Here is a 12,848-nt window from a genome sequence, read left to right as displayed (position 1 = left end):
GTCGTCTTGAATATTTGCCTTTATGTAATGTGCATTCGCACGATTTAACACCGGCATTTACCGGATTTTTTGCAACTATCGACGAAAAACGTCAATAATTGAAATTTTTATGCTGCATCAGCAGCGGCGGTTCCCGAACGGTCGCTTCGAATAACGATTTTCTTCAGCGCGTCGAGAAATAATTCGATGTCATCATCATCCGTGTCCGGCGCGGTAGACACACGAATCCCTCCGGTACCGTCGCCATGCCCCATGGCTGCCAGAACGTGACTAGGGCCAACTTTACCGGATGAGCACGCAGAGCCCGCAGATAAGGCGATCCCTGCCAGATCAAAAGCTATTTGCACCGTTTCTGCTTTGGCGTGTGGCAAGGAAAAGAAGGTCGTATTCGGGAGCCGTTCTACATCCGAACCGTAGATTATTGCATTTGGAGCAATGACACGAATACCACGCTCAATCTTATCCCGCTGTAAAACGGGCCAACCGCCCTGCTCAAGGCGCTCGCGCGCAATTCGCGCAGCAGCTGCAAAGCCAACAATCAACGTCAAGGCTTCAGTTCCGGCACGATGCCCTTTTTCTTGCCCTCCACCACGTATCAGCGGCTTGGGCATGATCAAGTCTGACACGGCGATAATTGCCCCAATTCCTTTAGGACCACCAATCTTGTGCGCTGACAAAATGAAGTAATCCACGGAACTCGTTGTAATATCTAATGCAATTCGACCAGCAGCCTGGACGGCATCCACGACAAATACACCGCCGAACTGCTTTACCAGAGCGCCGATCTCTGCAATTGGTTGCAAAACACCGGTTTCATTATTGGCTGCTTGTACGGCCACTAAAGGCAAGCCTTCGTTGCGATCATGAAGTGCCAAAAGTTCCCGCAACCGATCACGATTCAACAAGCCCCTGCCGTCAACGGGGATAATTTCAATCTGTTCCGCTGCAAACCGACCACCAGCAAGTATGCAAGGATGCTCGCTCGCACTGACATATAGTTTGGACAGGCGCATTTCTGCACGTCCCATCAAATATTGCGGTGTTAGAAGGGTTGAAGCTGCCTCGGTTGCCCCCGATGTAAAGAATACATGATCAGGTTTGGCGTTTACGAGTCCTGCCACGTCGTGTCGGGCAGCTTGCAGAGTTGCTTTAGCGGCACGGCCCTCCATATGTACCGATGAAGGGTTACCCGGCAATGCCAGCGCATCGACAATTGCATCGCGCGCAGCTGTTATCAGCGGGGCGCTAGCATTGTAGTCGAAATAGGCACGGTTGCGGGCCATACGCGGTCAAATCCTGTTCTTTTGCGATCAATGTGGTCTTAAAGCGCAATTTTCTTGAAATTGCACCTCAGACCAGCCTATTAAGCCGCTTCGATATAGTTTCTACACCAGTTTTGAACGGTTCTAAACTGGTTTTATGGGCGCTATTGATTGCCGTCAAGCCCGGCTGGTCAAGAAGCATCCGTTGGCGAAGACTGGAGTATACATGCCTGAAGTAATTTTCAATGGACCTGCGGGACGCCTTGAGGGCCGCTATCAGCCTTCTATGGAAAAAAATGCTCCTATAGCCATCATCCTGCATCCGCATCCGCAGTTTGGCGGCACGATGAATAATAAGATCGTCTATGATCTTTTCTACATGTTTCAGCAGCGCGGTTTTACGACACTGCGGTTTAACTTTCGTGGCATTGGGCGCAGCCAAGGTGAATTCGATCATGGTTCTGGCGAACTGTCTGACGCTGCAGGAGCGCTTGATTGGGTGCAATCCCTACATCCGGACTCAAAAACATGCTGGGTTGCGGGTTATTCTTTCGGCGCCTGGATTGGCATGCAGTTACTTATGCGCCGTCCTGAAATCGAAGGTTTTATCTCCGTTGCGCCGCAACCCAATACCTATGACTTCTCGTTCCTGGCGCCCTGCCCCTCATCCGGTCTGATTCTCCATGGCGATCAGGACAAGGTCGCACCACCCAAGGATGTACAAGGGCTGGTTGACAAGCTGAAGACGCAAAAAGGCATAACCATCACTCAGAAAACGATGGTTGGAGCAAACCACTTCTTTTCCGGCATGACTGATGAAGTTATTGCTGAATGCTCTGACTATCTCGACCGTCGCCTCAATGGGGAATTGGTCGAAGCCAAGCCTAAACGTCTACGTTAAGCCACTAGATGACGCGCCCTGAAAATTCGGGCGCGTCACACATTGCCCAAAAAGCACAGACGCCTCGTAGCGCTTCTTTCGCAGCGCCGATCTAATCAGGAATAAATCTATGTCTGCCTTCAAATCCGAATTCTTGCATACGCTTTCCACGCGTGGGTTCATCCATCAGACCTCCGATGATGCGGGTCTGGATGCACTGTTCACCAAGGAAACTGTATCGGCTTATATCGGCTTTGATCCTACAGCTTCCAGCCTGCATGCGGGCGGTTTGATTCAGATCATGATGCTGCATTGGATGCAGAAGACGGGGCACAGACCTGTCGCGCTGATGGGTGGTGGCACAGGTATGGTTGGCGACCCTTCGTTTAAGGATGAAGCGCGCAAACTGATGACGCCTGAAATTATCCAAAACAATATTAACGGCATCAAACAGGTTTTTACCAATTACCTGAATTTTGGCGACGGCCCGCAGGATGCCCTTATGGTCAATAATGCTGAATGGCTGATGCCTCTCAACTACCTTGAGTTCCTGCGTGATGTGGGTCAGCATTTTTCCGTCAACCGCATGTTGTCGTTCGACTCTGTCAAACAGCGGCTTGATCGTGAACAATCGCTTTCATTCCTCGAATTCAACTACATGATTTTGCAAGCCTATGACTTTGTCGAGCTTAACAAGCGGTACGGACTTCGATTACAGATGGGCGGCTCGGATCAGTGGGGAAATATTGTCAATGGCATTGATCTGGGCCATCGCCTTGGCACGCCGCAGCTATATGCCTTGACCTCACCTTTGTTGACCACTTCTTCGGGTGCCAAAATGGGCAAATCGATGAATGGTGCGATCTGGCTGAACGCGGACCTGCTTAGCCCATACGATTTCTGGCAGTATTGGCGTAACACAGAAGACGCCGACGTAACCCGCTTTCTCAAGCTTTACACGACCTTACCACTTGATGAAATTGAACGGCTCGGGGCGTTGGGTGGTGCGGAAATCAACGAAACCAAGAAAGTTCTTGCAACGGAAATTACGGCTTTGTTGCATGGCAGACAAGCAGCCCAAGATGCGGCTGAGACTGCTCGCAAAACTTTCGAAGAAGGTGCGCTGGCAACCAATCTGCCGACTGTCGAAGTCGCTGCCAGCGACTTGGAAACTGGAGTGGGCATTCTCACCCTTCTGGTTAAAGCTGGCCTCGCAGCATCAAACGGTGAAGCGCGCCGCCATGTTCAAGGCGGTGCCGTACGTGTGAATGATGTGAGCGTCTCAGACGAAAAACTCCAAGTCGGAGCATCCGAAGTGACGACTGATGGCGTAATCAAATTATCGCTCGGCAAGAAGAAGCATATTCTGGTTCGCCCAGCGTAAGTAAAATGCCGATGTTTGTGCGTGTTCAAAGTCACGCACAAACTTCGAGGAAAACTATTGAAACTCGAATATTGAGCGGAAAATACCCGGTGCAATTACCGAAATCGGGTTGACGATGATCTGAGGTTGCTTCAGAGGCCCCACCAACTTGTAGGTGATGCCTATCAAGCCCCGATCACGACCATTCCCTAGAAACAAACCCAATACGGGCAAGTCGCCAAATATACGATTAAGGCCATAGGCTGGCATGAAGGTACCCGTGAGAGCCATATTTCCGCTGGGATCGCTTAATACACCTTGAAAAGTCGTTCCGATAGTGGAGCCGCGGATAACCCCGTTTGCCAAGTTAATATAGTTATCTCCCTTTTCGATTTGGGAGAAACCGCGCTCGAATGTAACTGTCGAAACATCGATATTCTTTTTCACTGCCTCATTGAGACTTGTTCCGTTAGGAGAAGACGACACAAGGCTTGCCAGTCTTGGCTCGTTGACCAGCGTGAAATTTCGCGCATCAATTTGACCGCGCAACGGCCCATCGCCTTTAGAATCCAGCGTTACATTGATATCGCCACCCTGCATCTTGTCGTAAAAGCCAAAGAAACGGAGCACGGCACCGGCATCCTTCGACTGCAGACTTATGGAACGGGAACCGCTTTCGGAGCTGTCTGCCGCAAATATCTTTCGACCGGCCTTCGTCGATGCGTTGAACGCGAGGCCGGAAACAGCGGTCCCCACCCCCTCATAAGACAGCGACACGTTGCTGAGATCTTCTGAATAAAATCCGGTAACAGAACCTATGTCTGCATTGACCAGAATACGTTGTTTACCGCCCGCATTGGCGCTTTCGCCACGCTGTTTTCGCTCGGTAATCTGATTGAGCAGAGGTCTTGCGTCGAATGTATCGCCTTTCACATCGACACGATAACCATACTGGGTCCGCGTAACTTTCACTGCAACATCATCGCCGCGATTGAGTTTAGCTGTACTGAATTCCGCAGTTGTCAGATCACCATTGACGACGCTCACATCACCTCGGAGGCGGAATGTGTCTCCGGCCACATCGAGATTGCTGATTTCCACATTGTCGCCGTCCTGTTTGATAGCAAACTTTGCACTCGCTTTGACGCCAGCTCCCTTCGTCCAGCCGAGTTGCGCCAATCTGATCTCGGCCTTGCTCAAATCTGCCACCGCGAGCTTTGAGCCATTAGGCGCTTTTTCAATATCTACAGAAATTGGCCCAGACAGAAGCGGGGTGAGCGCCGGGAAAAGAGTGTTGCGGGTTTTATCGTCGAGCTTAAGCGTAACTTTCTGTTCACGTTGGGCGGTGTTATCGCCCAAAGGCTCGAAAAGCTCGATTTCAGCTGGCACACCGTTGAGCTCCGCCTCTGCATCTATACGCGCTTCCGACTGGGTAACAAACAAGCTGCCATTGGCATTATCTACCTTTTGGCCATCGATTTTCTTTCCGATCGAGATATCGGACAGTTGCATATCCGCGGACCATTTAAGACTACCTGGCGGCGAATGCCTGGTGACTGGAAATGTTACCAATACATGTGACTTCACATTGCCTTTGATGTCGTCCGGACCAAAAGGCAGACTTTTCAAACCATTTATTGGCTTGAAACCAATAATTTCGGCAACAGCAGAGGCATCCCCCTCCAGATTAAGATCAAGCTCTGACAATACTGGCCTTTGCGGACCCCACGGAATGATAAGCTTGCCATTAATGATCCGCGCCTCTCGATTATTCGGCGTGAAGGACGATCCCTTTTCAAGCGTGATGGTTGTATAGGCACCACGCACGCTAATCTTTCCATTGGCGTCGCGCACCGGCGGCAAGTCGCCGACAATATCAAACCGCGAATGCTCAACAGCAAAATCAACCTGAACCTCATCTTTGGTTAAAGGTGGAGGTTTTCCAGGACCGTCAAAATGCCCTGCCTGGAATGCGACATCAATACGACCATCTTTCGCTGTGCCGCCGAAAAGGTTGTCGAGAACCCAACGCCGTGCTCCGGTAGCCGCCCAAATCGGCCATAATTGCTTAACCTGCGAAACGGGCATTTGGGGAATTCGCAAATTTAAATTCATGGCAGGCGACCCCTGCCCGAACGTTGCTCCTGCCTGTCCGTAAAGTTCGCTTTCATCATTACTGCGAACAGCAATTTCGGAAACATCCAGCCGTTTCACTGTGGGATCATATCGGCCAGCGACCCTGGCATTGAAGATCAGTGGTTGTTCGGTCGAATCCTGTGGCGCGGATTTGGCCCGTTCTGTTACAAGCTCGAACCGGTAACCGGGGTTCGAGGCGTCACTGCCGTCTATTTTAGCTGGCTCTGGTCCGATCGCTCCTTCGAGCACGCCGTCAAAAGCACCAAAATGAAGTCTCGAAGGTTTTATCTCGATTTTATCCGAACCGGAGACGTGTTCAAACGCAATGACAGAGGCAACGGTCATGTCATCAACATTGCCTATAGTGACAGGTCCTTCTCCAATATTGACAGTTCCCCAGAGTCTTGCTGACCCGGTGGCATTTGCTGCGATACCATCAAGCTTCAGATCGGAAACATTGTCGTAAGAAAGGTAAGCTCCGTCCGGCTTGATCCCATCAATATCCGGGACGGGCGCGGTTCCGAGCTTTGCAGCCAGCGGGATCTTGTTGATTGCCAGTGAGAAAGCCTCGATTTTTCCACCGGTGGCTGACCTCTTCGCCTGTGCAGATACTTCAATCTCTTTGCCTTCCCACTCGACAATTCCCTCGATGGACACAGGGCCACCGGTCTCTGACAGATCAAGCTTTACTATGCGCAAGCGCTTTGATTCACCGGCTAAAGTGAAGTCAAACGCCGTATCCAAGATGGAAATATCCCGCGTCTCACGTTGATCAAGTAATGATACTGCGCTTTCCAGACCGGTAAAAATCGCCGCCGCTGCTCCGTCCAGATCAATAAGTCCGCGTTCATCCTTGGGAACAAGGCTCATGAAATCGAACGGCGCGTGTGACGTTACCTTTATTTGAGCGCCTTCGAGCTCCAAACGTTGCACGCGCACCTTGCCCTGAAGCAAGGGCAAGGTCGCCAGACCAATACGCACCGCGCGCACATTACTGATCGCGATCCCGCGCTTGTTATCGGTAATATTGACATTGCGAGCTTCCAAAGCCACATGCCGGCGCTGATCAAGTGAGATTTGCGCTGACTGGATTGTCGCATACGCATCGGGACCTGCGACCGATTTCAGAGCTTGTTCGGCACGCTGTGTCAGCGCTTCTCCGCCTATACCGGCAAGCAGCACTGCAAATGCTATCCCAGCAAGCACAGCGAAAAGAATAATAAAGGAAATACAAGCACTTGTGAGCTTGTGCAGAAGCGATCGCTGGCGCAAAGTGGCAACAGGCGCCTGAGCTTGAGTGCTGGCAGACGGGTGCTTATGCAGCTTAGTGAAATCACGCTTTGTAAAGCGGACTTTTTCCGGTTTCTCTGTCAAATTCCCAAGCCAATTGAGGAATCAATTGGGAAACCGTAGATGATTCCCGTACCTCGCTATAGTTGCGTAATTGAAGACTGCACACAAGAATCAAAGAAAGGCATTCCTATGACAATTCTCGAAATTGGTAACACACCTCCGGATTTTACGTTGCCGAAAGATGGTGGTGGCGCGATCACATTGTCAGCGCTACGCGGCGGCCCTGTGGTTCTGTACTTTTATCCCAAGGACGATACCAGCGGCTGTACACAAGAAGCCATTGAATTTTCTGGACTGAAAACCGAATTTGAAAAGTTGGGAGCAAAAGTCATCGGCATGTCGCCTGACCCCGTTAAAAAACACGACAAGTTTATCGCCAAGCACGATCTGAAAATCGCTCTGGTCGCGGATGAAGACAAAAAGATTGTTGATGCATATGGCCTCTGGGTTGAGAAAAGCATGTATGGCCGCAAATATATGGGAGTTGAGCGTACAACAATTCTCATTGGTGCCGACGGCAAAATTGCAAAAATTTGGAACAAGGTCAAAGTTCCTGGTCACGCAGCCGAAGTATTGCAAGAAACTAAGGCTCTCATTGCCTGACAGCCATCGAAAGCATTGATATCTTGCACTTTATTAGAGTTTATTAACCTTACTGAAGTCTAATAGTTGAAAGATTGAAGCTGCTAACGATGGTGTAGCTGCAGTGAAGAAACTTCAAAATCAACGTATCTTCAACGGCGCAAATGAGCCCCACACGATTATTGTCGCACGGGGCGATACCATTCGCCATTTCACTTTGAAACCTTGGATGACGATTGCGGTAGGGACCCTCGCGATCGGACTGGCTGCTTGCTATCTGTTGGCCACATCCTATCTGGTCTTTCGTGACGACCTGATCCACGGCAGTGTTGCACGCCAAGCACGTCTGCAACAGGCTTATGAGGATCGCATCGCTGCGCTTCGAACGCAGCTGGATCGGGTAACAAGCCGCCAAATGCTCGATCAGAAGCTTATGGAAGGCAAAATAAGCGAACTCATTAATCGCCAGAAAATATTGAGCGAACAGAATAATCGTTTGGCACCTGTGCTCCAACGCGCGAGCGAAAGCCTACCCTTACAACTTCGGGCCGACAACACTGTTCCTGGCATTGATTCAGAAGAATCCGATGGATATTATGGAATTGATCCCATTATTACAGGTCCAACGACAACGAGCCGGAAGATCGTCCCGACTCAAGGTAAGCCGTCAAAGCTTGGCGTTGATAAGGCTGAGCTGTTATTCGACCGTGTTGATTATTCACTTGGTAAACTTGAAACACTTCAAGCCAAGCGGGTGCAGGCATTATCAATTAAGGCTTATGAACGCGCGAATTCAATTAAAGGCGCACTTGCAAATGCAGGTATAACCTCTCCTGCGCTCGGCGAGCGGGCTGGCACCGGAGGGCCGTTGATCCTGGCAAATGCGAGCCAGGCTACCGATTTTGAGTCAAATATTTCTGATCTTGATGCTGCGCTTGTAGAGCTCGAGCAAGCTAAAACACTGGCGAACTCAACTCCCATCGCTCATCCTGTACCAGGCATGCCGGTTTCCAGCTCATTCGGTATCCGCAGAGACCCCCTGCTCGGGCTATTGGCATTCCATTCCGGCATGGATTTTCGAGCGGCAAGTGGAAGTTCTGTCTATGCCACGGCCAAGGGAACAGTTACTGCTGCCGATTATAATAGCAGTTATGGTAACATGATTGATCTCGACCACGATAATGGTCTTTCGACACGCTATGGCCACTTGAGCCAGATTCTTGTAGCACCTGGGCAACAAGTCAATATCGGCGATGTCATTGGCAAAGCTGGCAGCACCGGGCGATCGACTGGCCCTCACCTTCACTACGAAGTCCGCAAAAGCGGTAATGCTGTAAACCCAGCCAGCTTTCTCAGCATCGGCCGCCAGATTGCAGCCGAGCTATAGTAATCCTTAGGCGATATCTTCCACTTCGACATCGGTACCATGCACCCGGTGCGCAAGTGCGGCTTCCATGAACATATCGACTTCGCCGTCGAGCACATCCTGAGGACTGGTGCTTTCAACGCCTGTGCGCAGATCCTTCACCAATTGATAAGGCTGAAGAACGTATGAGCGAATTTGATGCCCCCAACCAATATCGGTTTTCGAAGCGGAAATGGCGTCAGCCGCTTGTTCGCGCTTCTCCAATTCAGCTTCATAAAGCCGCGCGCGCAACATTGACCATGCGGTTGCGCGGTTCTTATGCTGCGAACGTTCAGCCTGACACTGCACAACGATTCCAGTGGCAATATGCGTGATACGCACTGCGGAATCAGTGGTGTTTACGTGCTGGCCTCCGGCACCAGACGCACGATATGTGTCGATGCGCACATCTGCTTCCGTAACCGCGATGTCGATATTATCGTCAACAACGGGGTAGACCCAAATGCTGGAGAACGAAGTATGCCGACGTGCATTCGAATCGTAAGGCGAAATACGGACCAGCCGGTGCACACCCGACTCTGTCTTCATGAGACCATAGGCATTGTGTCCCTTAACGAGAATTGTCGCAGATTTAATACCTGCTTCTTCCCCGTAATGAACTTCCAGCAATTCCACCTTATAGCCCTTACGTTCCGCCCAGCGCGTATACATGCGCAAAAGCATATTAGCCCAGTCCTGGCTTTCGGTACCACCGGCACCGGAATGCACTTCGACATAGGTATCGTTGGCATCGGCCTCGCCTGACAGGAGTGTATCAATCTGACGCCTGTCGACTTCGGTTTTAATGTCGCGGATAGCGGCCTCAGCTTCGTCGACAATGGACTTGTCGCTTTCCTCTTCGCCCATGGCGATCAACTCGATGTTGTCTTCGAGCGTTTGCGACAATGTACGAATGGAATTGATGCTGTCTTCGAGCTGTTGACGCTCACGCATCAATTTTTGTGCTTCCTGCGCGTCGTTCCATAGCGCAGGATCTTCTGCAAGCTGGTTCAGATAGCCCAAACGTTTGATTGAAGTATCCCAGTCAAAGATGCCTCCTCAGCAGGCTTATGGCCTGCTTGATCTCATCGACCAGCGTCTCGATTTCGGCGCGCATGGGGTATTATTCCTTAAAGTTCATTCAAATTTCGGCGGACCATATTGACTGGTCCGCGCGATGTAAAGTCTTGAAAACTTCGACCAAGACACAAGGGTTTGAGGATCAGAAGAGTCCGCCGCCGCCGCCCTGTATTGCGCGGTTGACGTTAGGTGACTGAACTTCAACAGGTGAACCTTCGGAGAAAGTATCCATGCCGATAACTGAATAGCTGCCTGCTGGGCCAGTACCCGGCTTGAAAGCCTCCATTATGACATTGGCACCACCTTCGGACGCCTGCATACCAGTTTTACGATCAATAGGCAGAACCGTCATCCCGTCGGGTACCCGGAAGTCAACTGACCTTTGATCTTTCAAGGCAGCTTCAGCAAAGGCCTTAAATACGGGAGCAGCAAGACCGCTACCTGTAAAACCGTGCCCCATGGGCTGAGGATTGTCGTACCCGAGATAAACGCCGAAAACGAGATCAGGCGTAAAGCCTATGAACCAGGCGTCTTTTTCGTCATTCGTCGTTCCGGTCTTTCCAGCAATCGGACGGTTCAGACTCTTAAGAATAGTGGCAGTGCCGCGCTGGACCACGCCCTCCATCATGGAAGTAATCTGATAAGCAGTCATCGGATCGAGCACCTGATCCCGATCATCGATCAGTTCCGGTTCGTCCTGACCATTCCATTGTTCAGCGGAGCACTTTTCGCATTTGCGTTCGTCGTGCTTGAACACAGTCTTGCCGTAGCGGTCCTGAATGCGGTCAACCATGGAAGGCGTGATCTTGCGACCACCATTGGCGATGATTGAATAGCCAGTTACCATACGCAAGACCGTCGTTTCGCCCGATCCAAGTGACATTGCCAGAACTGGCAGCATTTTGTCATAAATGCCAAAGCGTTCGGCGTATTCCGCAACGAGCTTCATGCCCATGTCCTGGGCAAGGCGAACAGTCATCAAATTGCGAGACTGTTCAATGCCGTAGCGCAGAGTCGATGGTCCAGCAAATTTGCCGCTGTAGTTCTTCGGTGCCCAAACGCCGAGGCTTCCACCTTGGTCAACCGAGATTGGTCCGTCGAGAACCACGGACGCCGGTGTATATCCATTATCGAGCGCTGCTGAGTAAACAAACGGCTTGAAGGAAGAACCTGGCTGGCGCATGGCCTGCGTTGCGCGATTGAACTCAGATTGAGCGAAGGAGAAACCGCCAACCATTGCGAGGACACGTCCTGTATGTGGATCCATCGCAACAGCACCACCTTCAATCTTGGGAATTTGGTGCAGATCGAATTCAGCCTCGCTTCCTTCTTTTTTCTGGACAAATACGACATCGCCGACTTTGAACACACCCTCCAGCGATTTGGCAGTGGTGCGCTTGTCACCGTCTATGATGCGGAACGCCCATTTGACATCATCAGCAGCGATTGTACCCTGCGTGCGTTCCTGCACAACTTTGCCAGATGCATCCAGTTCCGGTCGCAATCCGATTACCGCCTGCTGCGGTGTGACTTCCAGAATAACGGCTAGCTTCCAATCCGGGACGTCCGAAAACTCTTTGATTTCGGAAAGTGGAATACCCCAATCACCTGCTGTCGAAATGGTTTTATATGCGCCACGATAGCCTTTGCCTTCGTCAAACTTGAAGAGGCCATGCTGCAACGCGGCGCGTGCCTGAACCTGCATTTTGGGATCGAGGGTGGTGCGGACAGACAGTCCACCCTCATACAATGCATTCTCGCCATAACGTTGAATGATCTGGCGGCGCACTTCTTCAGTGAAATACTCCGACGCAAAGAGGTAATTGCCCGTGTGACGCGGTGTTACACCCAAAGGCTCAGTCTTTGCTTCTTTAGCTTCTTCCATCGTCACATAGCCATTTTCAGCCATGCGATCGATAACCCAGTTTCGGCGCTCAATTGCGCGATCTGGCTGGCGGAAAGGATGATAATTCGAAGGGCCCTTTGGCAGCGCGGCAAGATAAGCTGCCTGCGCGATAGTCAGTTCATTGACTGACTTGTTGTAGTAGGTGAGCGCCGCTCCGGCGATACCATACGAGTTCAAGCCGAAGAAAATCTCATTGAGATAAAGCTCAAGAATACGGTCCTTTGAATAGGCCTGCTCAATACGGAATGAAAGAATGGCTTCCTTGACCTTCCGGCCAATGGTCTGATCGTTACTGAGAAGAAAATTCTTGGCGACCTGTTGCGTGATGGTCGAAGCGCCTACAGGACGCCGTGCACCCCAGTTCTGGATATTTACGACAATGGCGCGCGCCAAACCGCTGATGTCGACACCTGGATGCTGATAGAAATTCTTGTCTTCGGCTGAGATAAAGGCGGCCTTCACCCGGTCCGGAACTGCCTGAATTGGCAGATATAGCCGGCGTTCCCGGGCAAACTCTGCCATCAGTTGCCCGTCCGATGAGTGAACCCGCGTCATAACTGGCGGTTCGTATTTCGCCAAAACCTCGTAGTCCGGCAAATCCTTGGAAATACTGACAACGTAAAGTGCCACGCCTGCGGCACCCAGCAGTGCCATCACCGTGCCGATTCCGAAAAAATATCCGATCAAGCGTATCATCTGTATCCGGAATCCATTTTACCCAGTTGGCATTTAACATTGCTGCATTTGAATTTATGCAGGTCGTGTTGCGGAAAACACCAACCCCCGAAGGGTTTTCCATATCCGGTATCACATTGGCGAACGCCGGATGTTGCTGACGCAATTGGGCGACAAATGTGACAAAGGCAAGGACAACCCATCTG

At 51.0% G+C, this 12,848-nt stretch carries 8 protein-coding genes; 4 read left to right on the top strand and 4 right to left on the bottom strand.

Translation table 11 applies throughout. The annotated features are described in order from the left end of the window. Positions 1–107: 107 nt before the first annotated feature. Positions 108–1,283 carry a cysteine desulfurase family protein gene (locus V9K95_RS20085; protein WP_336441851.1) on the bottom strand — a complete coding sequence of 392 codons (1,176 nt, stop codon included), beginning with the start codon at positions 1,281–1,283 and terminating at the stop codon, positions 108–110. Between the two features lie 205 nt (positions 1,284–1,488). Here V9K95_RS20085 and V9K95_RS20080 point away from each other — a divergent pair, with 205 nt between their 5' ends. Together V9K95_RS20080 and tyrS are read left to right on the top strand one after the other, a co-directional pair. Next, positions 1,489–2,163: an alpha/beta hydrolase gene (locus V9K95_RS20080; protein WP_008120868.1), complete on the top strand. Its 675-nt coding sequence runs from the start codon at positions 1,489–1,491 to the stop codon at positions 2,161–2,163. A gap of 109 nt (positions 2,164–2,272) precedes the next feature. Beyond that, positions 2,273–3,526: a tyrosine--tRNA ligase gene (gene tyrS / locus V9K95_RS20075; RefSeq protein WP_115051649.1), complete on the top strand. Its 1,254-nt coding sequence runs from the start codon at positions 2,273–2,275 to the stop codon at positions 3,524–3,526. A gap of 54 nt (positions 3,527–3,580) precedes the next feature. Here tyrS and V9K95_RS20070 read toward each other — a convergent pair whose 3' ends face one another. Beyond that, positions 3,581–7,015 (bottom strand): YhdP family protein, encoded by a 3,435-nt coding sequence (locus V9K95_RS20070; RefSeq protein WP_336441852.1) that lies wholly within the window; start codon positions 7,013–7,015, stop codon positions 3,581–3,583. Positions 7,016–7,123: 108 nt separating this feature from the next. On the opposite strand from V9K95_RS20070, the gene V9K95_RS20065 reads away from it, so the two are divergent. Both V9K95_RS20065 and V9K95_RS20060 read left to right on the top strand, forming a co-directional pair. Then, a complete protein-coding gene (locus V9K95_RS20065) occupies positions 7,124–7,597 on the top strand; it encodes a peroxiredoxin (protein WP_115052174.1) in 474 nt (157 codons plus the stop codon). A 103-nt stretch (positions 7,598–7,700) separates the two neighbouring features. Beyond that, positions 7,701–8,963, top strand: a complete 1,263-nt coding sequence (locus V9K95_RS20060) for a M23 family metallopeptidase (RefSeq protein ID WP_336441853.1) — start codon at positions 7,701–7,703, stop codon at positions 8,961–8,963. 6 nt (positions 8,964–8,969) lie between these two features. On the opposite strand, the gene prfB is transcribed toward V9K95_RS20060, so the two are convergent. Together prfB and V9K95_RS20050 are read right to left on the bottom strand one after the other, a co-directional pair. Next, positions 8,970–10,098 (bottom strand): peptide chain release factor 2 gene (prfB, locus tag V9K95_RS20055; protein WP_336441854.1). Its coding sequence is split into 2 segments (ribosomal slippage): positions 8,970–10,028 and positions 10,030–10,098, totalling 1,128 coding nucleotides; the frame shifts between segments, so codons are not numbered across the junction. A gap of 105 nt (positions 10,099–10,203) precedes the next feature. Further along, the gene (locus V9K95_RS20050; RefSeq protein WP_115051652.1) at positions 10,204–12,663 is read right to left on the bottom strand and encodes a penicillin-binding protein 1A; all 2,460 of its coding nucleotides are present in this window, start codon (positions 12,661–12,663) and stop codon (positions 10,204–10,206) included. Positions 12,664–12,848 lie beyond the last annotated feature (185 nt).

Origin of the sequence: Phyllobacterium sp. CCNWLW183, from assembly GCF_037203775.1 — a bacterium.
GTDB lineage: Bacteria > Pseudomonadota > Alphaproteobacteria > Rhizobiales > Rhizobiaceae > Phyllobacterium > Phyllobacterium ifriqiyense.
The sequence above is the reverse complement of the archived record's forward strand: the minus strand, read 5'-3'. Positions and strand labels throughout refer to the sequence as shown.